The 24763-nt window shown below is 41.5% G+C and carries 22 protein-coding genes and 1 pseudogene; 9 read left to right on the forward strand and 14 right to left on the reverse strand.

Annotation, left to right across the window (positions count from 1 at the left end; all coding sequences use genetic code 11):
- The 4 genes from F8R90_RS27075 to F8R90_RS27090 all read right to left on the reverse strand — a co-directional run.
- Window positions 1–236, reverse strand: a 236-nt coding sequence (locus F8R90_RS27075; protein WP_196513253.1) for a transposase family protein, incomplete at its 3' end; no start/stop codon positions are given.
- A gap of 361 nt (window positions 237–597) precedes the next feature.
- Window positions 598–2271 (reverse strand): O-linked N-acetylglucosamine transferase, SPINDLY family protein, encoded by a 1674-nt coding sequence (locus F8R90_RS27080; protein ID WP_196513254.1) that lies wholly within the window; start codon window positions 2269–2271, stop codon window positions 598–600.
- Complete coding sequence (locus F8R90_RS27085; protein WP_196513284.1) at window positions 2268–6089, reverse strand: FkbM family methyltransferase; 3822 nt, start codon at window positions 6087–6089, stop codon at window positions 2268–2270. Before F8R90_RS27085 ends, F8R90_RS27080 begins: the two co-directional genes overlap by 4 nt.
- A gap of 35 nt (window positions 6090–6124) precedes the next feature.
- Window positions 6125–6523, reverse strand: a complete 399-nt coding sequence (locus F8R90_RS27090) for a tetratricopeptide repeat protein (RefSeq protein WP_196513255.1) — start codon at window positions 6521–6523, stop codon at window positions 6125–6127.
- A gap of 51 nt (window positions 6524–6574) precedes the next feature.
- Here F8R90_RS27090 and F8R90_RS33170 point away from each other — a divergent pair, with 51 nt between their 5' ends.
- Together F8R90_RS33170 and F8R90_RS27095 are read left to right on the forward strand one after the other, a co-directional pair.
- A complete protein-coding gene (locus F8R90_RS33170) occupies window positions 6575–6754 on the forward strand; it encodes a hypothetical protein (protein ID WP_230966928.1) in 180 nt (59 codons plus the stop codon).
- Window positions 6755–7451: 697 nt separating this feature from the next.
- Window positions 7452–7670: a DUF4327 family protein gene (locus tag F8R90_RS27095; RefSeq protein WP_012407469.1), complete on the forward strand. Its 219-nt coding sequence runs from the start codon at window positions 7452–7454 to the stop codon at window positions 7668–7670.
- Window positions 7671–7730: 60 nt separating this feature from the next.
- Here the strand turns inward: F8R90_RS27095 and F8R90_RS27100 are convergent, their stop codons facing one another.
- The 3 genes from F8R90_RS27100 to F8R90_RS27110 form a co-directional block, all read right to left on the reverse strand.
- On the reverse strand, window positions 7731–9002 hold the full coding sequence (locus tag F8R90_RS27100) for a protein kinase domain-containing protein (RefSeq protein WP_196513256.1): 1272 nt from the start codon (window positions 9000–9002) through the stop codon (window positions 7731–7733).
- Window positions 9003–9204: 202 nt separating this feature from the next.
- Window positions 9205–11181 carry a serine/threonine phosphatase gene (locus F8R90_RS27105; protein ID WP_196513257.1) on the reverse strand — a complete coding sequence of 659 codons (1977 nt, stop codon included), beginning with the start codon at window positions 11179–11181 and terminating at the stop codon, window positions 9205–9207.
- A 181-nt stretch (window positions 11182–11362) separates the two neighbouring features.
- Window positions 11363–11686, reverse strand: a complete 324-nt coding sequence (locus tag F8R90_RS27110) for a transporter substrate-binding domain-containing protein (RefSeq protein WP_331000729.1) — start codon at window positions 11684–11686, stop codon at window positions 11363–11365.
- Between the two features lie 227 nt (window positions 11687–11913).
- On the opposite strand from F8R90_RS27110, the gene F8R90_RS27115 reads away from it, so the two are divergent.
- A complete protein-coding gene (locus F8R90_RS27115) occupies window positions 11914–13113 on the forward strand; it encodes an aminotransferase-like domain-containing protein (protein WP_196513258.1) in 1200 nt (399 codons plus the stop codon).
- Window positions 13114–13313: 200 nt separating this feature from the next.
- Here F8R90_RS27115 and F8R90_RS27120 read toward each other — a convergent pair whose 3' ends face one another.
- From F8R90_RS27120 to F8R90_RS27130, 3 genes are all read right to left on the reverse strand, one after another.
- Entirely contained in the window at window positions 13314–13940 is a 627-nt protein-coding gene (locus tag F8R90_RS27120) for a J domain-containing protein (RefSeq protein WP_196513259.1), read from the reverse strand.
- A 209-nt stretch (window positions 13941–14149) separates the two neighbouring features.
- The gene (locus tag F8R90_RS27125) at window positions 14150–14761 is read right to left on the reverse strand and encodes an ATP-dependent Clp protease proteolytic subunit (protein WP_196513260.1); all 612 of its coding nucleotides are present in this window, start codon (window positions 14759–14761) and stop codon (window positions 14150–14152) included.
- 104 nt (window positions 14762–14865) lie between these two features.
- Entirely contained in the window at window positions 14866–15528 is a 663-nt protein-coding gene (locus F8R90_RS27130; RefSeq protein ID WP_179067383.1) for an ATP-dependent Clp protease proteolytic subunit, read from the reverse strand.
- A gap of 238 nt (window positions 15529–15766) precedes the next feature.
- On the opposite strand from F8R90_RS27130, the gene F8R90_RS27135 reads away from it, so the two are divergent.
- The 3 genes from F8R90_RS27135 (at window position 15767) to F8R90_RS27145 (ending at window position 18666) form a co-directional block, all read left to right on the forward strand.
- A complete protein-coding gene (locus F8R90_RS27135) occupies window positions 15767–17023 on the forward strand; it encodes a vWA domain-containing protein (protein ID WP_196513261.1) in 1257 nt (418 codons plus the stop codon).
- Window positions 17020–18300: a vWA domain-containing protein gene (locus F8R90_RS27140; protein ID WP_196513262.1), complete on the forward strand. Its 1281-nt coding sequence runs from the start codon at window positions 17020–17022 to the stop codon at window positions 18298–18300. The genes F8R90_RS27135 and F8R90_RS27140 overlap by 4 nt, the downstream gene beginning before the upstream one ends.
- 144 nt (window positions 18301–18444) lie before the next feature.
- Window positions 18445–18666 (forward strand): hypothetical protein, encoded by a 222-nt coding sequence (locus tag F8R90_RS27145; protein ID WP_196513263.1) that lies wholly within the window; start codon window positions 18445–18447, stop codon window positions 18664–18666.
- Between the two features lie 254 nt (window positions 18667–18920).
- On the opposite strand, the gene F8R90_RS27150 is transcribed toward F8R90_RS27145, so the two are convergent.
- The 3 genes and pseudogenes from F8R90_RS27150 to F8R90_RS27160 all read right to left on the reverse strand — a co-directional run bounded on the left by F8R90_RS27150 (window position 18921) and on the right by F8R90_RS27160 (window position 21216).
- Complete coding sequence (locus F8R90_RS27150) at window positions 18921–19349, reverse strand: MAPEG family protein (protein ID WP_196513264.1); 429 nt, start codon at window positions 19347–19349, stop codon at window positions 18921–18923.
- Window positions 19350–19368: 19 nt separating this feature from the next.
- Window positions 19369–19494, reverse strand: a pseudogene (locus F8R90_RS33945) (pentapeptide repeat-containing protein); the annotation flags it as partial.
- A gap of 792 nt (window positions 19495–20286) precedes the next feature.
- Window positions 20287–21216: an AraC family transcriptional regulator gene (locus F8R90_RS27160; RefSeq protein ID WP_196513265.1), complete on the reverse strand. Its 930-nt coding sequence runs from the start codon at window positions 21214–21216 to the stop codon at window positions 20287–20289.
- Between the two features lie 240 nt (window positions 21217–21456).
- Between F8R90_RS27160 and F8R90_RS27165 the strand changes: the two genes are divergently transcribed.
- The 3 genes from F8R90_RS27165 (at window position 21457) to F8R90_RS27175 (ending at window position 23580) form a co-directional block, all read left to right on the forward strand.
- The gene (locus tag F8R90_RS27165; protein WP_196513266.1) at window positions 21457–22533 is read left to right on the forward strand and encodes an alpha/beta hydrolase; all 1077 of its coding nucleotides are present in this window, start codon (window positions 21457–21459) and stop codon (window positions 22531–22533) included.
- 429 nt (window positions 22534–22962) lie between these two features.
- Window positions 22963–23349 (forward strand): SMU1112c/YaeR family gloxylase I-like metalloprotein, encoded by a 387-nt coding sequence (gloA2, locus tag F8R90_RS27170; RefSeq protein WP_190891983.1) that lies wholly within the window; start codon window positions 22963–22965, stop codon window positions 23347–23349.
- Window positions 23350–23358: 9 nt separating this feature from the next.
- The gene (locus F8R90_RS27175; RefSeq protein WP_230966930.1) at window positions 23359–23580 is read left to right on the forward strand and encodes a hypothetical protein; all 222 of its coding nucleotides are present in this window, start codon (window positions 23359–23361) and stop codon (window positions 23578–23580) included.
- 63 nt (window positions 23581–23643) lie between these two features.
- On the opposite strand, the gene F8R90_RS27180 is transcribed toward F8R90_RS27175, so the two are convergent.
- Window positions 23644–24720, reverse strand: coding sequence for a PIN/TRAM domain-containing protein (locus F8R90_RS27180; protein ID WP_190891524.1), 1077 nt, complete (start codon window positions 24718–24720; stop codon window positions 23644–23646).
- Between the last annotated feature and the right edge of the window lie 43 nt (window positions 24721–24763).

A 24763-nucleotide genomic window follows, 5' to 3' on the forward strand; every position in this document is an offset into this window, starting at 1 on the left:
CATTTGAACTGGCGACGATTTATTTTTAAGAGTACTGGCTTTTTACTCCAAGATAAATCATGAATCATCCGCCAATGATTTTGATGTATACTCTGAGTATTTTGCCCACAAGATGGGCAAGTCGAATAGTTAACGCTTTTTTCTATCGTTATAATTATTTCTTCCCCTTGAATTTCTTGAAAATCTAATACTTTCATATCGGGCAGATTCAGGATTTGCTCTACAGTAAATTTCATAGCGATACCTACGGCACACTGTGTGAAAGCCTTAATTTTTACTGTGTTATAGTATAATCATGCTATTTGGATTATTTCAGTATACGTGAAACTGCTGTAATGCTTATACAGCCTATATTTTAAGGATAAATATCATTAAAATATAGTTAGTAAAATTTACTAAAATTTAGTAACCACCATAAAAGCACCGGAAGAACCGATTTTTTAAGCATTCAAGTGCTTACTACAAACAATTCAAAAGTTTGTAGTAAGCACTTTAGTCCTCCTCCTTTGTAATTACAAATTTAAGCACTGAAGTGCTTACTACAAACAATTCAAAAGTTCGTAGTGAAGACTTTAGTACTCCTCTGTAATTACAAATTTAAGCACTGAAGTGCTTACTACAAACTCGTTTATAAAAGGCTTCTAAACCTGCGACACAAGCTTTATCATCAAATAGATGATCGTGATTTTGGCTCATTCTTTCGGCAATAGTACCTCGCCAAGTTGGGTCTAGTCCTAACTTGACAGCAATTTCAATATATTCAGTTTCGTTTTTAGATATAGTATCTGTCACTCCTAGCATTTTCAGGAAGCTGTCAGAGTGACGACCCCGCATAAATTCTCCAGGACAAGTAACAATGGGGAGATTACAAGCGATCGCTTCTAAAGTAGTATTACCACCAGACCAGGTGAAAGTATCTAGATAAACGTCTGAAAGTAAGTTAATCATTAGATAGTCCAGTCGCTCAGGAATACTGAGAAATACACAATAATCCTCGCTGTTCAAACCGATAGCAGCAAAAGCCAGCTTCAGGCGTGGCTGAAGTAGAGTACCACGCAAAAATACAAATTTAGCTTGCGGAACGCGATGAGCAATTTCTGCAAAAATAAAATCATATTGCGGTAGATACTTGAAAGGAGCTTGGCAGCATAAATATATGACTGCATCATCTGGTAGCTGAAAATCTGAGCGAGTTTTGATAACTGGTGGAATATACGGTTTAGGATAAGAAACCCCAATATTAGGCAAGCGAATTAATTTTTCTGAATAATGCTCTTGGGCATTTTCTGGTTCCATCAACTCGCTAGATAAAAAGTAATCAATTGTGGGTAAGCCAGTTGTTACCGGATGTCCCCAAGCTGTACATTGTACAGGCGCAAGCCGCAGACCTGCCATCTGCATAGTTTGCGGGTTCATCCCAATTTCGGGAAAGACTAAAATATGCAATTTATCAGCAATTATCTGTTCACTGACTGCTGATAAATTATCAGGAATATGGTGGAAAAAATCACTGTACTGTTGAAACTGTTGAGTAATTGGATCTGGCTGATTTCCTATATAGTAACAATAGATTTCAAAGCTGGAGCGATCGCAGTAACGTAACCACCCAGTTAACCAAAGCGTTCCACTATAAGAATGGAGGTAATAAGAAACGTAACCAATACGAATTTTGTTATTAGGCTGAAGCTTAGGCATAGATACAGGAACGACCCATTGTGGATAGTTAAGAGTCATAATTTCATGCACTAAGTTTCCATATTGACGTTGCAAATCTATATCATTTTGTGCTTGATATGACAGGTAAAAATTAGTGAGGCGACCTATACCTGCCAAAGCACTATTTTGTTCTTCTGTAGTTTGAAGCGATGTTTGCTGAATTAAATCTTGCAATCCTTGAGTATAGCGTTGGCGATAAAAGTTAATTTCCTCTCGATTTTCATATATTGATGGAACTGTTAAATATTTTAAGAGTTGAAAAGTATAATCATCAGGGAAACATTTAGCAGCATTGTCTGCACTGAAAATTGCTTCTTGAATACGTCCATTCTGCCGCAAATCGATGATTGATGAAAAATGTAGTCTTTCATCTGTAGGGTAAAGTTTAATTCCTTGTTGAAGAGTATTAAAATATTCATCTAGAAGGTTTAACTGTCTATAGCAATGGCTTAAGTTCCAATAAATATCTACATCACCTGATTGGATTTCTAGGAGTTTTTGATATTGTGCGATCGCTTCTTTCCATCTTCCCTCACTGAAGAATTTATTGCTCAAGCAAAAAAAAACTGTTTAGCTTGTGCTTGGCTAAAGCCTTCTATTTCGTAAGATTTCAGAGCTTCTGCTTTTCCTTGGAGCAACGCGTTTTTATCTTCATATTCTAAAATAATTCTTCCCTGAATACGAGGTAGCAAAGCTTTCCATTGAACCTCAGCCAAATTTCCTACTAAAGAAATTTCTAAACCCTCAGTAACATCTAAATCTTCCTGCACTAAAAGATTCATAACCACACTAGATAAAAACAGTTCTGCATCCTCGCTAGCAGTTTCACCAATGCTGATAAGCAGAGTAGTTTTTTTACTAATAATATTAGTTATTATTGCCTTTATTGCTCGTTCCAACTCTAAACCAATTAACTCTTCTGGTTGCGACCAATCTGGGAAAATAATTAAATTAAGCTCCTTGAGGTTTAAAGATAGAAGAGTAGCATCAATCAAGGCAGAACTTACAGTTTGCGCCATTTTTGTCCATGAGAACTTTTTCGCCTGTGCTAAACCCGCAGTAATTAAAGAGTGACGAATACTAGGCTTTTGCACCTCACAGAGTGCATTTGCCAATTCATCCACATCATCATCACTCACATATATTGCTGCATCTCCTGCTACCTCTGGAATTGAGGCATTAGGACAGGTGATAACTGGACAACCACATGCCATTGCTTCAATCACAGGCATTCCAAAACCTTCATATTTAGAAGGATAAACTAGCGCTACACCACCAGAGTAAGCTGTTGCTAACTCTTCATCACTGAGTTGCAGCATATACACTACACTACCTAATGTGTAAGCTCTAAACTCAGGTGCTAATAAACCGCCACTTCCTGTACAGATAATATCAAATCCATAGCTATTGGCAAGTTTTGAAAGAGCTTGAAAGAATAAAATACTATTCTTATACCCACTTCCAGCACCAACTAAAATAAAGTATGGTTTTGTAATACCGTATTTTAATTTAAAAGCGTTAATTTCTTCAGATTTGGCTGGTGAAAAAGTACTACTAACTCCGCAATGAGCAACAGTAATAGACTCTATAGAAATATCAGCAAAGCAGCGTGCTAAGTCATGTGCTGTATATTCTGAAATTGCTATATAAGCAGATGCATATTGAATACCCTGATGCTTCTCTCGCCACATGGGATTATCCATATCCCATCCCATCACTTCTGGAATCATGTCGTATGCCATAAATACAGAAGGCGTTGTAGTCGGCGTTGTATAGTAAGAAGAGATAAATAAATCCGTACCTTCTTCATCACATACTTGCTGTAGCATTTCCCGGTCAGCATCAGTATTATTATAGTCATAATGTGGAATGCTGCGATATCTAATACCAGGAATTTTGGGAGCCGTTCCAGCCCGGTCAAGTACAATGATATGCCTAGCAAACCCACTGTCTACCCATTCTTCTAACAAGGATTTCCAGACACGCGCAATACCAGTTTGGTAAAGTTGAAAGAATACACCATCAACTAGAATTGTTGGTGTTGCTTTCTTAATATGTGCAACTTGTTGCTGCACTTCATCTGGTTGTAAGAATCGCCAATAATTGTTGCGGAGTTCTCTTTGTGCAATTGGTACTACACCGCATGATTCAACGGTATCAACCATTGTTTCATCTCTTAGCCACGAAAAATATTCGCGTAACAGAACTGGAAATTTACTTGTTTCCTGCAAAGCTTTCCATTGTGAAACAGCATTGTTATAACCGTAGTATTGTTCTTTAAAGCGTAGTTGCTCTAGTGTTACGTAAGCAAAATGTTGAAAAACTAAACCATGTTTTTCAGTCTCTTGATGCAAAAAAGGATTTACTGCTGCAACATCCCGCCATTGACCATTTGGCAAAGGTTCTTCTAGTCTTGGTGGTTCATGTGCTACCCACACTGATCCTGGTTTATATCTCCAGGTTCGTAACCACTCTTGTCTGGGATTTTGGGCATAACAATTACGAGTACTGATAATTATTTTTTCTCCTACAAAATACCAGCACCAATAGAAAGCAGCAGTTTTATCAGGATTCTCAATAAATATCTGTCGTGCAGTCAAAATCTGCTCGACCGTCCATAACTCATCTGCATCTATTTGCCATAGTAAACATTCTTCATTTATGTTCAACAATGGCTCATTAACCATTTCCCGTTTGCCATCCCAAAACATACCATCTGGCTTACGATGAACTGTGATATTGTCGGGATATTTCTGTGTCAATTCATCCAAATATTCTGTAGTACTGTCATTGCTGCGGCCATTATCATGGATTTCATCATTTATATATCCACCCAACTTCAGACTCCATCCAGTATCATGCTTTAATTCAGCTACACCTTCAACAATGTGCCAATGCCATTTGAAAGGAAGTTGTTTGAATATATCAATGTGGTAGCGGATAAATGGTTGACCATTGAGAACTATGGTAAAAAAGTGGATTGGTAAAGAGGGAAAAGCAATATAATTTTCATAAAAAGAATTAGATTCTGTTACTTTTTCTCCAATATCTCCATTTATGTTGATACGATGGCACTCATAACCATATTCATTCAAAAGATCAAAAGTAGATTGGGCATTGCGATTTAAGCCCTCTAACATTTTTTGCGATATCTCAAATTGTATAAAATAAATATTTTTTTCTCTTAAGAGTTTAGCTGCTCCTTGTAGTACATCAATCTCTGCTCCTTCAACATCAATTTTCAAATAATCAATTTTTTGGATATTGTTGTTTTTACAAAAAGAATCAAGCGTAATTGTTTCGATAATTTCAGTATTTACAATAGGGACATATTGTCCAGACCCTTGCGGGTCTGGCATTTGTGGTTTACCAATACTATTCCATGCTGAAAAATCCTCTGAAAATTCGTTAAATGTGATTTGGCTATTATCAGAATAAACTGCTTGTTGAAATGGGTAAACATTATTACATTTTGAGTTGCTTAATCGTAATTTTAACTTATTAAAAGTACTCAACGTTGGCTCAAAAGAATATACTTTACCATAAACTCCTACTAATTTACTGAACAAGATTGAATAGTCACCAATATTTGCTCCAATATCAAAAACCATCATTCCTGCACGCACAATTTTACTAACTAGCAGTTGTTCAGATATTTCATAGGGAGAAAAATAATTATCAATCTGCTCAATTTTCTTAAATATAGAGTAACCATTACGAACAGTATTACTTTGAGCAATTAGTACATAGTTTTGATCTGCAAGTAGCCTTTGATGATTTCTATAATTTTTAAATGTCGTAATATCATCTAGACAAATAAAATTTGCTCCATATACTTCATTTAATTCAGCTTGACCAGTAAATTCTGAACCATCGATTAAAACCAAATCAAAATAATCAATATTGTTTTCATGCTTAATTGTTTGAATTCCGTTGTCAGATACTCCAGAATTATTTACATACTCAATATCTTGTCGCAGCCAACCGATTACACGCTCAAGAGGATAAATATTTAGATTAGTATGAAGACTATTATAAAAATCAATAACTTCATCTTCTGTGGAAAATTTTTGTACAGGAATAGACGACATATTGTAGCATTTGACAAAATCTTCATTTATATAATTACTTTTCAATTCAGTAAATCTATTTTTGGAGATTTCCATGCAAAACAATGTAGGCTTGTTAGGATTTTCACGAAGCCCTGTTACAAATGCTTCGGTACTTCCTTGTCCTGAAGATGAACCAATTTCTAGAACTGTTTTAATATCTTCTTCTTTAGCAATTCTTTGAATAGCTGTATAAAATTCATCATTTTTAATTTCTGCGGGAATCAAACGGTTCAGTTCAGAATCGTCAATTTTTTTATTCATATTCATATTCGTATTCTTATCTTTGATTGTTTACTCTAGCGATCGCTATTTGCCTCTTCCTTCTTAACCTGCTCTAATACAACTTTGTAATCTTGCCGTTCGGGATGCAACTTCACCAACTTCTCCAAAAGTTTTATCGCACCTTTGGCATCCTTCAATTGCAACCGCACCAAAGACAGTTTCTCTAAAGCAAGTTGGTTTTCTGGTTCCCGTTGTAAAACCAACTCGTAACCCCGCGCCTGTTGCTGTAATAGTGACTCAGGAGAAGCAGACGCAATTGCTGGCTTAGGTTGACTAGCCTGTTGGATTGCCGGAATTATTGCAAATAGCGTAGAACCAAAAAATGAGAACATCGACACTATCGTGACAATCTTTTGTCGCCGCTGAATCTGCTTTTTGCGGGTAATTAGGTATTCTTCGTCTGAACCAGCCATGCCTCACATACTTGCTGCGGTAAATACTTAGGTATCAGCAAGCCTCCCGTTATGAGGTTACCCATCTGCCCAATAGAAACTAACATCTTGACTGGAAATTTTTTACACAAAATTCAAATGCTGACTCTGAATACGAGGAAACTTTATGGTAAGCCGATGCTGCACCAACAATTTCGCTATGCGATCGCCCCCGCACCCATGCTTCACAACAAAACCCTCTCCTGCGCCTAAACAGGTCAACCCTCCAGGTCTTATTCACTGAACGAAACATTAAAATTATATAAAGATTTGCGATGATTCTACCTAATGCCAGATGTTTGCGATATTCTAAATAACGTTTAAATAAACAGGAACAGTAGACATTTCTACTCAATTTCAAATTTACCTGTCAGTCAAAAACTTTCAAACTAGCCCGTGTCTTATGGGTTCTTCAACAACCACACATATTTTTTGTGATTAAAACAAATAGAATTTTCCCAGTCGTCCTCAGTCACACTACTTAGTGCAACTTCCCAGATGACTAATTATTTTGCTCGGCGTTCACAACAGATATCTTACAAAAGGTACTGTTGCACTCCTGTGTAGAAAGGTTAAAGGTTAAGAGGAAAAAGAAGATGGCGAAAGGTTAAAGAGAAAAGGGGAAACAGAAACATCCCTTACCCCTTTATCCCTTAAGCCTTTGCCCTGAACCTTTGCCCTGACTTCTGCACAAAGTTTAAGGAGTGCTTGGTAAAATTGGAGTTTTGTGGTGGTAATTACCGTACAAAAGTGAATTTACCAGTAATTTAGTAGAGTTTGTTATGGTATAGTTAAAAAGTTAAGACTAGCTTTACCAAAATTACACCACTCTACGGCCCGGCAACAATTGCAGAATGGGAAGCAGTTTTAATTAAGTATTTACCAACCAAATCTGAATTCAATCGAGGTTATGACTCAGCAAGTGATTCACCCAATGGTGAAATTGCAGCGCAACGTGCAATCACTCATAGAATCGAATATTATCAAGCCAAGCGATAGCATCTGGAAAATCGCTTTGCTCTACGGTAATGAATGGCAGCACTGGAAACAAGAGCTGCTAGACTTTGGCTTTAGTATGCAAGACCCAGTTAGCGAATTGCTAGCTGTAGAAACTTGGGATGAGGAATAGGGAATAGGGATTTTCAATATTCCCTTCTCCCCAGTACAGGCGCGATTAATCGCGTCTCTCCTATACTTTGCAAGCAGCTAACGCCGCAGCTAATTCCTTTGCAGTTTGATAGCGATCGCGTGGCAATGGTTCTGTAACGCGATCAATCACATCTCTTAATTGGGAACTAATGGTGGGAACTTTTGCCACATCAAACCTGAAGTTTCGCCCCCGTTGGCGGTAATACTTGAAAGGGTTTTCGCCTGTGAGCAGAAAAATCAGCGTTGGCCCAATTGCATACAAATCAGATTGAGTCAAAGGTTGTCCTCGTTCTTGTTCAGGAGCGCAGTAACCTTCTGCACCAATCCGAGTACCGGGCGCTGTGCCAATTTCCTTAACTGCGCCAAAATCTAGCACTACTATGCGATTTCCTGAACTTCGCACCATCAAGTTGGCGGGTTTAATGTCGCGGTGAATCAGTGGAGGCTCTTGGCTATGAAGATATTCTAAAATATCGCAGGTTTGGATCATCCAAGCGATCGCTTGGCTTGGCGTAACTGGCCCAGTAGTATAGACACGTTTCTCTAAATCTTGTCCGTGGATTAATTCCATTGCCAAGTATTTTTTTCCGTCTTCTACAAAGAAGTCGTAATACTTGGGAATTCCAGGATGGTTAAGGGATTTGAGAGTATACGCCTCACGCTCAAATAATTCTTGAGCTTTAGCAATTCTTACCATATCAGCATTCATTTGCTTCAACACCAGCAGTTGTGGGATACTCCCAATCTGACCAGTACCATCCCAAGCGAGATAAGTAGTACCCATACCTCCTTGTCCGAGAGTTCGCAACACCTGATAATGGCGAATTTTTTGTTGCACTGAGAGAGGTTGACCGCAGTGGATGCAAAACAGATTGTTTGGGGAGTTGCCTTCATGCGTGCAAGTGTATCTACCTTGGGCTGAGTAGAGTGTTGCAGCGGCGTTTTCTTCTGTTTCTTGCATTTGTTGCGATCGCACACCAGTTTCTAATACTGTTACCTCCTGAATTTGGAATTGCAGTATTGGGCCTCCCTGTGCCAGTTGCAAAAGGGAATTATCTGGTAACGGACTCTGAATCACAAGGACACCGTTGAGGAAAGTCCCATTAGTACCCTGACTAATCAGCCGCCAACTACCGCCATTGCCGGCAGAATCGACTTGTCTCAGTTCTAAATGATGCCGCGAAACTAAACTATCAGTTAAAACAACGTGATTATCTGCCGCTCGACCAATCCGAATTATGGAAGAGTTCTCAAAGCACCACTGCTGGAGGGGCGTTTTCTGTTGCGGTTCTAACAGAGTCAGACTAACCACAATACAACCTACAAGGTAAAAGGATCAGGGATTGGGCATTGGGCATTAAGCATTGGGCATTAAACTTATCCGTAAATTAGGTTTTAACCCTTGATTTATAAGGTTTTGAGGTTAATTCGCTGATATGTGTATTGGGAATTGGTGATTGTTCTTTCTTCTTATTACCCATGCCTCATGCCCTATTCCCTATGCCAATTTATTTCTAACTTTCTAGATTTGGGCGTACTTTTGCCCGAATTAGTATACCAGTAATGTTGTCATGACCATTGTGTTGGTTCGCTAAATCAATTAACTCTGTAACACCCCGTTCTAAGTTAACGCCAGAACTAAGTAACGGTTCTAAGTGAGTCTGCCAATGAGTTTCTAGTAAATCATTATCTGATAGACCGTCTGATGCCAACAGCAGAAGGGTATCTTCATTGATCTCTAAAAAGCCTACATCGGGATTAATCGAGTTTTCATCACGAGGCCCCAAGGCTTGGGTGAGTTGGTAGGCATCTGGGCGGGCATAAGCTATGCTTGCTTCTACTCCTCGGTTAATTTCCCGTTGTCCAACTTCGTGATCTACTGTGACTTGTTCTAGTCCTCGCTTACGCGTCAAGCGATAGAGACGGCTATCTCCTACATGAGCAACTGCTGCTTGGGTATCTTGAATTAAAAGCATTACCAGAGTTGTACCCATGCGCCCCACTCCAGAACGGGCATCTTGTTGATTAAGCTTGTAAATCGCCTCATTAGCTAAATACACTGCCTCACGAATGCTATCTTCTGTTGGCAGCTGGTTGGCAGTCCAGTGTTCTTGAAAGTATTGCCTTAGGGTGTTGACTGCTAACTCACTGGCTATCTCGCCGCCAGCGTGTCCACCCATACCATCACAGAGAATATACAAACCATGCCCTTGCAAGACTCGACTTTTGGGGAACTCCAGCTTTTGAATTTTGGTTTCAATGCCAAAGTAGTCTTCGTTATGATGACGTTGACGCCCCACATCTGTGCGTCCTGCATCTTCCAAGCTACTTAACTGCATCGCCAGCACAACAGTTGGCATATCATCAGTTTTGCTAATGATATCTTCTGGCTCATCTGATTGCGGGATAGTGGACACAGCAGTATTTTTCTCCTTTATTGGGGGCAAAGTTGCGGTTCCTAGTGCTTCGAGTTCAACAGAGATTTCCTCCAAACGCGATCGCAATTGTGCGATCGTCTGAATCTTACCTACATCTAAATCCCCCAACATCTGAACTACAGAGCCAAATTGAGTGCGTTGAGACTGCCTAAATAGCGCTTGCCAAACCCGCCCCAAAGCTTGAATGGTTAACGGTTGCTCTGGAATCGCAGATGTTTGAACTTGGGCATCTTCTGGCGACTCGGTGGTGGGTTGAGAATTCGATGATTCCACATACAACCTTTGTAGCGCTAGCGTTTGGTCTTCATCCAATCGCAAATTAGATAAATCTAAAAGGCTTTGACGACAATTTACTGGTTCCAATAATGCCCAAAGTTGGGTCATTTGATAACACCAGTGTAAAATTTTTAACGAACTCGTTGTTTCTTCTTGCCACAAGTCGAGTAAAGGCTGCCAATGTGAGCGGTCTTCAATTATGACTATCTGCACATCCCCCTGCTGCCATGCATCGTGAATCGGCGGTATCCCCCGCTGACCTTGGGATTGTAAGGCAATATAAACCTTAGCAAGGTGAGGAATTCCATTTGCTTCCACTGATGGCGTTAGCAAATCTGGTTGCTGACTTGCTAGCACTGCCTCAATGGGTGATATTTGATACGGCTGAGAGTCTAGAACTCTCACACCTACATCAGTAATGATTGCAGTTTCAGTTTTGGCAGGTAGCGGATCTAACAATTGATACCGCTCTTGGGAGTCTAAATAGGAGCCTAATGCAATCTGAGAACTAGGGGATAGAGGAGATGAGGAGGATATTGCTCCTTCATCTCCCTCATCTTTCTGTACTCCCAAACCTTCTCCAGTCGTTTCCTTAGCAATAATTGCCCAAAACACTGTTCCACATTCCGTGCCACAGTTATGACAACGTAGTGCATTCACAGGTACATCATCAGTACTGCATTCAGGACAAACCTTGTGAGTCAGGGACGTGCCACAGCTTTGGCAGAATTTGTTGCTATTGGGGTTTTCAAATTTACACTGAGGGCAAATCAGCATAGTGGAAGTTCCTTTATTCCCGTTCCAAGGTGCTTCTAGCCACTAAGATCCAAGGTGCCGCAATTGGCTGTCCCTGACTACAGTAGACCTAGAAAAGATTGTAGTTGATCAATGAATTTTGGTGGCAGTATTAATTGTGACGCATATTAGATAAATATTTAATATATTGGCAGCCAATTCCTTATAAATGGGGCATGAGGAAGATGAGGGAGCAGGGGAAGAAGAAGTATTGAAGATTGACTAATGTCCCAGACCAAGAGTCTGGCAATTGCGGTGGGTCAGCGTTAAACCATTTTTGATAAATTTGCTTGTAAGTGCTATTGGATAACAAAGTCGCTATATCTTTGTTAATTGCATCCAGATGGGGAGAGTCTTGAGGTGTAGCAATGCCGTAGTATTCTTCAGTAAGCAGGTCGGCAACAACTCTGATGCCTTTGAGTTTGCCATTTTTAATCGCATACAAAGTAGCGAAAGCATTGCTAACTACACCATCAACATTTTTCACTCTAGTAATTCCGTTCTATCAGTCAATATTCACGATACTTGTCATGATGTTATAAGAAAGAATACATATGTCAGCAGCCACAATCCATCATGAATTCTAGGCGATTAACGAAATTTTAAGACCGCCACTCTCTTGAAAAGTCGAGATCACGGGAAGTTTCCGATCTGACTTTTTGCCAATTGCCTTCTTGTGTGTTCTGTATTCTGACTTCCAATTTTGAACTATTTATGGTTTCTACAACCCCTGCTTACCGAATTACTGATTTGTTCGCCGAACGAGCAAAAAACCTCGCACCACCAACCTACGGTACAGAGTTAACCAAAATCGCCACTGTCAGTTTTGCCTACGGTCTGGCTGACCCAATTCTCTTTCCTCATGCTGACTTGGCGGCTGCAAGCGCCGCAGTGCTGGCAGAAGAGGCTCCGATCGCCCTAAATTACGGTCCGCCCTCAGATCAACTTTATGAGCAAATTATCCTCCGCTTGCAGGCTAAAGGAATCGCTACCGATCGCGATCGCCTAATCATTGGCTACGGTTCTGGTCAGATTTTGGGCTTGCTACCAGATGTGTTTATCGAACCTGGTGATGTGGTAATTGTGGAAGGCCCAACTTTCCTGGGAGTAGTTGTTAGATTTGTCCACGCTGGCGCACGCGTAATTACTATTCCTGTGGATGAGTTGGGGATGGATGTAGATGCCCTAGAAGTAACATTAAGCGACTTGAAAAAACAGGGTATCCGACCCCGGTTTATTTACACCATCCCGACCTTTCACAATCCCACAGGCGCTACTATGCCGTTATTTCGCCGCCAAAAACTGGTAGCATTAGCAGCTGAGTATGGCGTATTGGTGGTGGAAGATGATGCTTATAGCGATTTGCGCTTCCAAGGAGAAACTGTGCCTTCCCTGGCAACCCTCGACCAAGAAGGGTGGGTATTATATGTAAGTACCTTCTCGAAAATTATTGCGCCTGGTATAAGGTTGGGATGGGCTTGTGGCGATCCAGCGATTATTGAGCGGCTAGCAATGTGCAAAAGCGAGGGGCCTGTGGGGCCATTTGTCAGTCATGTGGTCGCCCGCTACTGTGCCACAGGCAAATTAGAGAATCACATTCAAGAGCTAATTGCCTGCTACAAGCATAAGTGTAATTTGTTGTTAGAGGCGATCGCTCACGAGTTTCCAAGTGATATAGTTGCTTTGCGTCCCGATGGCGGCTTCTTCGTTTGGTGTAAATTGCCGTCAGATATCAGCGCCAAAGCACTCCTAATGGCTGCTAGCGAACACGGCATCAGTTTTCTGCCAGGGACTCGTTGCTACGCCAATGGACAGGGCGATGATGCCATCAGATTAGCTTTTAGCTTTCAGCCAACACAGAAGATTGTTGAGGGAATCGCTACATTAGGAGCAGTGGTGCACGGATTGCGGTAATTCGTAATTCGTAATGACGCTCGCGGACTCGCTACCGCTACGCTAACGTAATTCGTAATTGGTACATCGTTTCCAGTCTCAGACTGGGAATGCTCTTTGGGAGGCTCCCGCCTCCCATCTCAGTGGCGCAAAACAATGAAGACCATTTCCTTCTTTGGCCAGGAAACGAGATTTTGATTTTCAATAAATTTTGTAAATCTTTAAAAAGTTTGTTCTAATCGTTGAAAATCGCGCTGCACTTCGTACCAGAGACTTTTATTATGGGGGTCTGTTTTTAGAGCTTTTTTGAGATAAATTCTGGCTTTGAGGTGTTGATTTTCGGAGATTAGCGCCCGTCCCCAAATTTGATAAGCGATCGCTAGCCATTGGCGAACTTCTGCATCTGTTGACAAACGATCTGCTAAAGCTTCCGCCAGGGCGATCGCTTGCGGAAATCGTCTTTCTTGCAAAAACCGCTGCAATTGCTCATAAGTCTTCCACTTCAGCCGTTCTTCTATTTCCAACAGATTAGGTGGCTTTGGTTTTCCTGGTTGTTGGCTTGTCGCCGTTGCTACTGGTGTTTTCTGCCTATGCGTTGCCTTAGCCTCATCACGCCCACCAGATGTTGACACCTGACTTGAATGTGCAGCTGTTTCCTCTGGCAGTACTACCGTCAGCAGGAGTTTGTAAGCCTCTGTCAAGGCAATAAACTTATCTTTGGCTTTGTTGTCATCTGGGTTGATATCGGGATGATATTGCTGCGCCAATCGTCGGTAAGACGCTTTGATGTCAGCAAAAGAAGCTCCCGATCTTAAACCTAGTAAACGGTAGCAATCTCCAAGATCCATCTTGAGCTATGAGCTATCGAATATCCAGTGAGAGGCTATTAGCTATGAGCTTTAAGCCTGAACTATTAATAATAAGGGCTAATTTGGTATTTTCAAGTTCAATCTTGACAGTTTGATGAGGGGAGAGACGCGATTAATCGCGTCTGTACTAGGGAGTTAGGAGTTATAATTCGTTCCCTGCTTCCCCTGCTCCCTCACCTCTCTATTCCCTACTCCCCTGCTACTATAGAGGTTCGTTCTTCAATCACACGGTCAATTAAACCGTATTCTTTTGCTTCTTCGGCAGACATGAAAAAGTCACGATCCATATCTTTTTCAATCTTTTGTATGGTCTGACCGGTTTTATCGGCATAAATGCCATTGAGCTGGTGACGAATCCGCAGAATCTCTCTAGCTTCAATTTCGATATCGGTAGCTTGTCCACGGGTGCCACCTGATGGCTGGTGAATCATAATCCGTGAGTGAGGCAATGCTAGCCGTTTGCCCTTAGTGCCAGCTGCCAGCAGGAAAGACCCCATTGAGGCAGCTAAACCTACGCAAATAGTCACTACATCTGATTTGATATGTTGCATGGTGTCAAAAATAGCCATGCCAGAAGTGACCATCCCACCTGGGGAATTGATGTATAAATAAATATCTTTACCTGGATCATCTGAGTCCAGATACAGCATTACAGCAATAATTTGATTGGCAATTTCATCATCAATATCTCGCCCTAAGAATATAATTCGTTCCCGGTAAAGGCGATCGTAGATGCTAATCCAATCTGTATATTGTCCTCCGGGCATCCGGTAAGGAACTTTAGGAACGCCTATAGGCATAATTTACTCCGTTCTTAATAATTTGCGGACGGTGGGAGAGTTAGGAGTTAGGAATTAGGAGTTCTCAATAACTTATAACTCCGAACTCCGAACTCATAACTAAGTTAAAGGACACTGGCAGGGAGTGGGGGATTTGCGAGTTCTTCTTTCTCAAAAACTCGGTCAATCAGTCCGTATTCCTTTGCTTCGTAAGGTGTTAAATATAACAACCGATCCATGTCTTTAGTAATTTTTTCTGGAGCCTGTCCAGTGGTGCGATGTAAGATATCAACTAACGCCCCTTTATTTACCAAAACTTCCCTAGCGCGAATTTGAATATCCGTTGCTTGACCTTGGGCGTAGCTCTTGGGCTGATGCAGGATAATCGAGGAGTGAGGCAAACTAGCGCGGCAACCTTTTGTACCAGCACTGAGAAGCATCGCTGCCATACCCATCGCGGAACCGACGCAGATGGTGTGGATCGGAGGCTTGATATATTTCATGGTGTCATAGATGGCGAAGGCTTCGGTTTCAAAGCCAATGGGTTCGCCACTGTAACCGGAAGTGCCGGTGGAGTTGATATAGATTTTAATCGGTTTTTCGGGGTCGTCGGATTGCAAAAACAGCAACTCGGCTACGATTAACTCCGTAACAGCAGGCACCAGTGGCATCCCAATATAGACAATTCGCTCCTTCAATAAGAGGGAAGGTAAATCTGGCGGTGGTGTCCGGTAAAAGTTATCGCCGTAATATGGGGCTTGAACAGCCTTGATTGGGGAAATGTCCATAGCAACTGATCGCCTGAAACTATGCCGTTAACTGTAATACATCCTAGCGCGATGCTCGCCTCCCTCAAGGTGCGGATTTCTCCCTAATTCTTCAGGCGGCTTTGCATCTGCCACTGCTTGGCTTCTAAGATATTCTGATTATATTAATGTATTTATGTTGGATAGGTTTTCCGTAGAGCTAAAGTGGTGCTTTGAAGTTATTTATTAATATGTATATCCTGAATAAGGACTTTGATTTATGAAGGTTAGCTTACAGCCTGCCTTGAATGATGGTAATTTGGACGCAAATCAACTGAACAGTCAACGTCAGTTGGGAATTTCGATTTCGGCGATCGCAGAGACTCAAGACCGGAATGTGCCCCTGAATTTATGCTTAATTCTCGATCATAGTGGTTCTATGAACGGGCGATCGCTAGAAACGGTCAAAAAAGCAGCGAATCGTCTGGTAGATAGACTTAATCCTGGCGATCGCCTCAGTGTGGTAGTTTTCGATCACCGTGCCAAAGTCTTAGTACCCAGTCAAAGTATCGAAGATCCAGAGAAAATCAAAAATCAAATTAGTCGCCTAGCTGCTGATGGTGGAACTGCGATTGATGAAGGGCTGCGCTTGGGGATTGAGGAGTTGGCGAAGGGCAAAAAAGATACTGTTTCCCAAGCCTTCCTACTAACCGACGGGGAAAATGAACACGGTGATAACAATCGCTGTTTGAAATTCGCCCAATTGGCTGCTAGCTATAATTTGACTTTGAACACTTTGGGATTTGGTGACAACTGGAACCAAGATGTTTTAGAAAAAATTGCCGATGCCGGCTTAGGTACTTTATCTTATATTCAAAAACCCGAACAGGCAGTGGATGAGTTTAATCGCCTGTTCAGCCGCATTCAAACAGTGGGATTGACTAATGCTTATCTGTTATTCTCCCTAATGCCCCATGTCCGGCTAGCGGAACTCAAACCGATTGCTCAAGTTTCCCCAGACACAATTGAGTTACCACTGCAACAAGAAGCTGATGGACGTTTCGCTGTGCGGTTGGGAGATTTAATGAAAGATGCAGAACGGGTAATCTTAGCTAATATTTATTTGGGACAATTGCCAACAGGTGAACAAGCGATCGCTAATGTGCAAGTCCGCTACGATGATCCAGCCGCCAATAAGGTAGGTTTAGTTACACCAAATGTCCCAGTTTATGCCCATGTAGTGAAAAATTACCAAGCAGATCCAAATCCCCAGGTGCAACAGTCGATTTTGGCATTAGCGAAGTATCGCCAAACCCAGTTAGCCGAAACGAAATTACAACAGGGCGATCGCACGGGTGCAGCGACAATGCTACAAACGGCTGCTAAAACTGCGCTGCAAATGGGAGACACTGGTGCAGCGACGGTGTTGCAAACTTCTGCCACCCAGTTACAATCTGGTGGAGATTTATCCGAAAGCGATCGCAAGAAAACCAGAATTGTCTCCAAAACAGTTTTGCAAGATACTCCTCCTCAATGAAAGTTAAATTGCTATCGGCGTTAAATGACAATAATGTTGATGTGGCTCAAGCAAGTAGCCAACGTCAACTAGCAATAACGATTTTTGCGATCGCTGGTGAGTCTGACCAAAATCTCCCCCTTAATCTCTGCTTGATTTTGGATAGAAGTGGTTCCATGCATGGACAACCAATTAAAACGGTGATCCAGGCGGTGGAAGGATTAATTGATCGGTTGAAAGTAGGCGATCGCATCTCAGTTGTGGCTTTTTCCGGCACTGCGGAAGTCATTATCCCTAACCAAGCGATTGAAGACCCCGAAAGCATCAAATCTCAAATAAAAAGCAAACTGACTGCTAGCGGTGGCACTGCGATCGCTGATGGTTTGGAATTGGGAATTACAGAACTGATGAAGGGTACAAGAGGCGCTGTTTCCCAGGCGTTTCTGCTGACGGATGGGCATGGTGAAAGCGGTTTGCGAATTTGGAAATGGGATATTGGGCGAGATGACAACAAACGTTGTCTTCAACTCGCGCAAAAGGCTGCCAAACTGAACCTAACTATCAATACTTTCGGATTTGGCAATAGCTGGAATCAGGATTTGCTAGAAAAAATTGCCGATGTCGGTGGTGGGACTCTAGCCCATATTGAACGTCCTGAACAAGCTGTAGATCAATTTAGCCGATTGTTTGGGCGGATTCAGTCTATTGGGTTAACTAATGCTTACTTACTATTATCTTTAGTGCCCAATGTCCGACTAGCAGAATTGAAACCCATTGCCCAAGTTGCCCCAGACACAATCGAGTTACCAGTAGAACCCGAAGCTGATGGTAGCTTTGCTGTCCGTTTGGGAGATTTGATGCAGGATGTAGAACGGGTAGTTTTGGCAAACATTTATCTGGGACAATTGCCAGAAGGTAAACAAACTATCGGGCATCTACAAATTCGTTATGATGACCCGTTGGTTAACGAAGAAGGTTTACTTTCGCCCCTCGTGCCAGTGTATGCAGATGTAGTGCAAGCCTATCAACCTACGTCCAATCCGCAGGTACAACAATCTATTTTAGCATTAGCGAAGTATCGCCAAACCCAGTTAGCCGAGGCGAAATTGCAACAAGGTGATCGCACTGGTGCAGCAACGATGTTGCAAACAGCTGCCAAAACAGCTTTACAAATAGGAGATAAAGGTGCAGCGACAGTGTTGCAAACTTCCGCTACTCGCCTGCAAGCTGGAGAAGAACTTTCCGAAGCAGACCTCAAGAAAACTAGGATTGTATCAAAGACTGTTTTACAGGAATAGTAAAAATTCTGCGTTGCTGATTAGCGGTATGAAAGTTTCGGGACAAAGTGCAAAGCGAGAAAAAATATTTTATTCCTCAATTGAGCAACAAAGTAGTCGCATATTCCTAACTTATTGATTAACAACCAGCGAAGAGTTTGACTTATGCTGATCCAGAAGATTGTCCAAGAATTGAAAGACATCCCTGAAGACAAACTAGCAGAAATTTATGACCTAATTCACTACTTTCGGCTAGGTTTAAGTCAAGAACGTACACAACCTCTTGCGGTGAGCGAAGTCGAACCGCGCACCCCTGGTTTATTGAAAGGACAACTTGGTGATGCTTTCTTTGAACCACTACCAGAAGATGAACTCCAGCAATGGTAATGAGCTACCTCATCGACTAATCTTCTTACTGCTAAAGCAACACAAGCTTTTAACCTAATTCCGTGGGTTTAAGTCCTCGGTTCCATAATCGGTAAGTTTTGTGTTGGGGTTAAATCCCCATTACAAAACTTAATTACGAATTACGGATTATTTTAAGGATGCTGAGAAGATTATGTGATTATTAGATAAATTTACTAATAGTCAAAAATTATAGAGATATTAATATTCGATTAGCTTTTCTCAGATCAGTATAGTTATTGACTGAAGTGGATAAGGGCTGCGCGGATAGCGATGAACCATACCGCAAGCGTGGCAAATAGGTAGAGGTAGAACCGAAGGATGATGAGATTGAATGTGCAATGGACAGCGCTATGCAATGCGCGAAACACAACGAAGATCCATGCCGCATTCACATACACCGAATCCACCTGATTCGTGACAAAAAGATATAGCACAAGCGCATAGAAGAGTACCGGAATCTCAAACAGATTCTTTAGGTGATCTGATGGATTGGATACGTTTGCTGGCGAGAGTTGCGCCAGTGTGCCAGGTACAGCAAGGTCTTTGGAGTTGATCTTTGTACTGATGATGAAACTGATACGACGGATGTACATATACACCCAGACTAGGAGTGTTAGAAACACTGTCGCAAAGAAGGGGCTGAAGATTGCATCTTGCGTCATTTCCACTTCTCAAACTTGCTCTACGTAAGTCAGCGTTTTTAAGGCTAGTGCGATCAAGGTTTGCATTTTCAAGATTAGCACTTTGAAGATTAGCTTTTCTCAGATCAGCAAACCGTAAATTAATGCCTGCTGCTCTAGCTGCCTCAAGATTAGCATTTTATAGTAACGCGATCGCTTTTCTTTCGGCTCAACGATATACCAAAAGGAATGCGGAAATTACTTAAATAAACAAGCAAACTGGGATTTGAGAAAGCAATATCTCCTTTTGCTTGCGGAAAACACTAAAATGAGAAAGCAATATCTCCTTTTGTTTGCGGAAAACACCAAAATGAGAAAGCAATATCTCCTTTTGCTTGCGGAAAACACCAAAATGAGAAAGCAAACTGGGGTTTGAGAAAGTCAAACGCCATTTTGAGTAAGCAATATGGCTTTTTGCTTATTAAATATGAAGTTTTGAGAAAGTAATATGCCTTTTTGCTGATTGAATATAAATTTAAGTTAAATATGCGAAAGTTTAGACACCCGGCAACAACGGGAAACGATGGTGTCGATACCTGCATCACGTAGCAATGCTGCCGCAGAGAGTAGTAATCACTAATGGGGCAACAATTTCATAGCGGTTATACCAATTTGAAAAAAGAATGCGACAGATAGACCATTTGTAGAGGCGCGATTCATCGCGTCTTTACCCAAGGATGTGTTGCGATCATTAATTGAATTGGTATTAGGTAGTTCAATGATGCGATCGCCCAAGTAGGACGATGCAAAAATTAAGGCTTGTTGAATATCTTCAAAATAGCTGTTTCGCCCTCACGTCCATTGAATTGTTAGCCCACCGTTCGGTTTTACCACGCCGTTTTTGCTTACGCTCAACGCGGCAAAACAAAAAGCGAGCAACTTTGTATTAGTCCTTTGCACCAATAAACCTGTCCAATTCTTATTGCCCTAAATTGCTGCGAAGCTTGGCAATGTCACGATGCGGGGGAATACCAAATAGTTTTTTATATTCCCGGCTGAAATAAGACGGATCATCGTAACCTACGCGAAAGCTGGCGATCGCCACGTCCATGTTTTCGCCGAGCATCAGACGGCGCGCTTCCTGAAGCCGTATTTGTTTCTGGAACTGCAAAGGACTCATCGCCGTAACGGACTTAAAATGTTGGTGAAAGCTTGACACGCTCATGCCGAGTTCGCGGGCTGTATCTTCGATTTTCATCGGCCGATCAATGTTCTCGCGGATTTGCTTGACCACCCTGGAGATGCGCTGCGCGTCGCCTTCGGTAGTGATAAGCTGACTGAGCCGTGCGCTCTGTTTTCCCTTTAAAAGCCTGTAGATGATCTCGCGGATGATGAGCGGCGCGAGAAACTTCATTTCGTCCGGCGTGTCAAATAGTTTCACCAGTTTGACGACCGCTTCCAGCAAATCGGCATCAACCGGGCTGACATCCATCGCCTTGACTCCGGTGCCGCTTTTTTTATTAGTTTCGATGCCAGATTCAATCATCACCGCAGCCACAAGTGCCGGATCGAGGTCTATCCGAAGATTCAAATAAGGTTTTTCCTCGGACGCTTCGACGACATTACTCATAATTGGCAAATCAAGCGTCGAGATTAAGTAATGACCGGAATCATAGTGAAATAATTCATCGTTCAAAAGCACATCCTTGCTGCCCTGCGCGATGACGCAGAAGGCGGGCTTTAATACGGATACCTGGCTCTCAGTCGGTTTCGATGATTGATATATGAAAATACCCGGAAACACTTCCAAAAGGCTGTTTTCGGGAGCGAGACGAATCATTCTTTCGATCAGCTCTTCCCGATTGATCTGCATCTTTCGCTTTTCAAATTCTGCTTCCTTTTGGTTCATAAATTTATATTAAACATTTTGTTTCTGTTCAGCACGTTGCACGGCAATTTTTTGGAGAATTGTCCGGTTTTTTTCAATGAACGTCCTAACGCTATCCGTTTTTACACCCGCATAATTGAACTCATAGAGCAAACGGTAGAAACGCTGCTGATAAAACCAGATTAATATTTGGAGAAATTTAAGATTAATAGAGCAACAATTTCAATGCGTAAATCTCACAATGAAAAGGGGAGAAATTATATGAAATATATATTAATTTTACCGATGATGGCTCTTATGATAAGCGGACAGGCTTACACACAAACAGAACAAAAAGGACAATCAAAAAAAACAAAAGAAATGGAACAAATAACACCAAAGGGATATACAACTTTTAAGGTAAGCGACAACGTTACGATGTATAAGGTTACTTTTAAAAACCAATACAAAATGAATGTTGCGGGACATCTATTTATTCCCAAGAATTTAGATCAGAGTAAAAAACATTCAGCGATCATTGTTGGGCATCCTATGGGAGCTGTAAAAGAACAAAGTGCCAACGTGTATGCTGCAAATATGGCTGAACGAGGGTTTGTGACATTATCTCTTGACTTGTCTTTCTGGGGTGAGAGTGAGGGCGAACCACGCAACGCTGTTGCGCCTGATATTTATTCTGAAGATTTCAGTGCAGCAGTTGACTTTCTTGGCACCCGTCCATTTGTTGACAGAAACCGAATCGGAATAATTGGAATTTGTGGTAGCGGAAGCTTTGTTATCAGTGCCGCTAAGATTGATCCGCGAATGAAAGCGATCGCAACTGTCAGCATGTACGATATGGGAGCAGCCAACCGAAATGCACTTAACCATTCGCTGACCCTTGAGCAGAGAAAGAAAATCCAAGAGGAGGCTGCAAAGCAACGTTATGTAGAGTTTACCGATGGTGAAACCAAATACACCAGTGGGACTGTACATAAGTTAGATGAAAACACACACCCTATCCAGCGTGAGTTTTATGATTTCTACCGTACACCGAGAGGTGAATACACGCCTAAAGGAGGATCACCAGAACTCACAACGCACCCGACCTTAAGCAGTAACGTTAAGTTTATGAATTTTTATCCGTTTAATGACATAGAAACGATTTCCCCTCGTCCTATGCTTTTCATCACGGGTGATAAGGCTCACTCAAGAGAGTTTAGTGAGGATGCCTACAAACGTGCAGCCGAACCCAAAGAATTGTATATCATTCCAAAAGCAGGACACGTTGATTTATATGACAGAGTTGAGTTAATTCCCTTTGATAAACTCGCGTCTTTTTTTACCGAACATTTAAAGTAACGTGAGTTTCAGATAAGAACCGAAGAGTTATGAAGAAACCGTCGTTCGAGATACAACGACGGTTTCTTTTCAAGTAATTTCAACAATAATTGAAACAAATCTTTGTCACGGTGATTGAATTCGTATTCGCACTCGAATGAGTGCGAATAAAAGTTCTGTTAAAGATTGACTCTCGATTTTTAAGAAGCGGTCTAACTATTTATTATACGGAAAGTTTCTATATAATCTTTTTCTAAATCCTAATATATCAATCATAACAACTACCTTCTGTCTGAAATATACGGAAAATTTCTTTTTTACGTTCCCATTGAGATATTATCCAGAATTGTTCCGTATAATTCTAGAGAACTCTTGCAAAAGTGTTTTGTGGTTGGGTTTCCACCTACGTACACTTTCTTAATAATTGTACTAAAAAAAAGCAAAACTCCAATGAAAACCACTGGTATTCATCATGTAGCTGTTATTTGTTCTGACTACGATCGCTCCAAAAAATTTTATGTAGAAGTTTTAGGCTTTTCGATTATTCAAGAGACTTTTCGCGCCGCAAGAAATTCTTATAAATTAGATTTAAAAGTTGCAGAAAATACTCAAATCGAACTATTCTCTTTCCCCAATCCTCCAGAAAGACCTAGTAAACCAGAGTCTTGTGGTTTAAGACATCTTGCTTTTAAAGTTGATGATGTAGAGGAAACTGTTATTTATTTAAAATCAAAAGGGTTAGAGGTAGAAAATATCAGAGTTGATGAAATTACAGGTAAGAAATTTACTTTCTTTAAAGATCCAGATAATTTACCATTAGAGATTTATGAAAATTAGAATATATAGATGTGGTCAGATATTATGCGCGAGTCAGTGATTTATCAAGATATTTTAGACGAAGGCAAAGCTGAAGGGAAGGCTGAAGGCAAAGCTGAAGCTTTACTTGAAGTGGCAAGAAATCTATTTAATACTGGTATGCCATTAGAACAGATTGCCAGAGTCACAGGGTTATCTATTGATCAGTTACAGAATTTACAAGCAAATGAATCTCGTGAGTCTAATCAATAAATAATCGGTGCAGTCAACCTGCACCGATTACTAAGTGTCACTCGAATTGAACATCCCATTGTTTCACGCCAATGCTGAAGCTTGGGGTTTGGCAAAAATCATCCGTCCTGCGGTGGTTTGCAAAGCACTAGTGACTACTACTCGCAGTTCACCACCCACATAACTGCTACCTTCTTCAACGACTACCATTGTGCCGTCGTCTAGATAGCCAATGCCTTGACTCGGTTCTTTGCCTTCCTTGAGAATTTTCAAATCCAAGTTGTCGCCAGGTAAATAACTGGGACGGACGGCATTTACTAAATCATTCACATTCAAAACAGGTACTTTCTGAACGCTGGCGACTTTAGACAAGTTGTAGTCGTTGGTTAACAGTGTACCGCTGATTTCTTGGGCAAAGCGCACCAACTTGGCATCTACTGTGGGAATATCTTCGTAATCAATTGCATTAATCACGATGCGATCGGGATATTCTTCTTTAATACGGTTGAGAATTTCTAGTCCTCGTCTTCCCCGCACCCGCTTTTGGTCTTTGCTAGCATCCGCTACTTGTTGGAGTTCTTGCAAGACAAACTGTGGTACAAGAATTTGTCCTTCCAGAAACCCTGTTTCTAGTAAGGCTTCAATGCGACCATCAATAATGCAGCTAGTATCTAAAACTTTAGTATTAGCTGGTTTTAGCGTCCCTTCCACTACCATCGATTCGACGGTGTTGGGATTAATGAAGCGCAATAAACCTCGCCCGTGAGTGTCTGCCAAATTCATGCCAGTAACGGAGAGGATAATACTGCCGACAACTGCCACTAGTGGCTTAATAAATCCAAAATCCGCCGGTATAGGTAGTAAAAATAGTGGGGCTAGCATGAGGTTAGCTAGCAATAGCCCAATCACTAAGCCAATGGCACGAGTTAAGATCACTTCCAGAGGCATTTCTTTGACTTGTGATTCTAGACGACGATACGTCGTCTGGAAACTCAGCCCGATCGCACCACCAATAATAGCGGCAAAGACGGCAACAACTAAGCGTAAAGCTTCAAGATTTGTTACCTGATCGAGAGTGCCATTGGGTAGTAGTTCAATGCTGTAGAACCCTATTCCCGACGCTGCCAAGATAAATGAGAAAATAATAATGGCGTCAAGCATGGTTGTCTTGTTTTCCTGCAACTGTGGTAACCGATAAAGTTAA

Source organism: Nostoc sp. NZL, from assembly GCF_015714705.1.
In the GTDB taxonomy this organism is placed as follows: domain Bacteria; phylum Cyanobacteriota; class Cyanobacteriia; order Cyanobacteriales; family Nostocaceae; genus Nostoc; species Nostoc foliaceum_A.

What these genes read in the sequence shown, in the direction of transcription:
- F8R90_RS27085 (WP_196513284.1), bottom strand. Translation starts at nt 6,089, where the DNA reads ATGAATAAAAAAATTGACGATTCTGAACTGAACCGTTTGATTCCCGCA.
- F8R90_RS27090 (WP_196513255.1), bottom strand. Translation starts at nt 6,523, where the DNA reads ATGGCTGGTTCAGACGAAGAATACCTAATTACCCGCAAAAAGCAGATT.
- F8R90_RS33170 (WP_230966928.1), top strand. Translation starts at nt 6,575, where the DNA reads ATGAGGTTACCCATCTGCCCAATAGAAACTAACATCTTGACTGGAAAT.
- F8R90_RS27095 (WP_012407469.1), top strand. Translation starts at nt 7,452, where the DNA reads ATGACTCAGCAAGTGATTCACCCAATGGTGAAATTGCAGCGCAACGTG.
- F8R90_RS27105 (WP_196513257.1), bottom strand. Translation starts at nt 11,181, where the DNA reads ATGCTGATTTGCCCTCAGTGTAAATTTGAAAACCCCAATAGCAACAAA.
- F8R90_RS27115 (WP_196513258.1), top strand. Translation starts at nt 11,914, where the DNA reads ATGGTTTCTACAACCCCTGCTTACCGAATTACTGATTTGTTCGCCGAA.
- F8R90_RS27120 (WP_196513259.1), bottom strand. Translation starts at nt 13,940, where the DNA reads ATGGATCTTGGAGATTGCTACCGTTTACTAGGTTTAAGATCGGGAGCT.
- F8R90_RS27125 (WP_196513260.1), bottom strand. Translation starts at nt 14,761, where the DNA reads ATGCCTATAGGCGTTCCTAAAGTTCCTTACCGGATGCCCGGAGGACAA.
- F8R90_RS27130 (WP_179067383.1), bottom strand. Translation starts at nt 15,528, where the DNA reads ATGGACATTTCCCCAATCAAGGCTGTTCAAGCCCCATATTACGGCGAT.
- F8R90_RS27135 (WP_196513261.1), top strand. Translation starts at nt 15,767, where the DNA reads ATGAAGGTTAGCTTACAGCCTGCCTTGAATGATGGTAATTTGGACGCA.
- F8R90_RS27140 (WP_196513262.1), top strand. Translation starts at nt 17,020, where the DNA reads ATGAAAGTTAAATTGCTATCGGCGTTAAATGACAATAATGTTGATGTG.
- F8R90_RS27145 (WP_196513263.1), top strand. Translation starts at nt 18,445, where the DNA reads ATGCTGATCCAGAAGATTGTCCAAGAATTGAAAGACATCCCTGAAGAC.
- F8R90_RS27150 (WP_196513264.1), bottom strand. Translation starts at nt 19,349, where the DNA reads ATGACGCAAGATGCAATCTTCAGCCCCTTCTTTGCGACAGTGTTTCTA.
- F8R90_RS27160 (WP_196513265.1), bottom strand. Translation starts at nt 21,216, where the DNA reads ATGAACCAAAAGGAAGCAGAATTTGAAAAGCGAAAGATGCAGATCAAT.
- F8R90_RS27165 (WP_196513266.1), top strand. Translation starts at nt 21,457, where the DNA reads ATGAAATATATATTAATTTTACCGATGATGGCTCTTATGATAAGCGGA.
- gloA2 (WP_190891983.1), top strand. Translation starts at nt 22,963, where the DNA reads ATGAAAACCACTGGTATTCATCATGTAGCTGTTATTTGTTCTGACTAC.
- F8R90_RS27175 (WP_230966930.1), top strand. Translation starts at nt 23,359, where the DNA reads ATGTGGTCAGATATTATGCGCGAGTCAGTGATTTATCAAGATATTTTA.
- F8R90_RS27180 (WP_190891524.1), bottom strand. Translation starts at nt 24,720, where the DNA reads ATGCTTGACGCCATTATTATTTTCTCATTTATCTTGGCAGCGTCGGGA.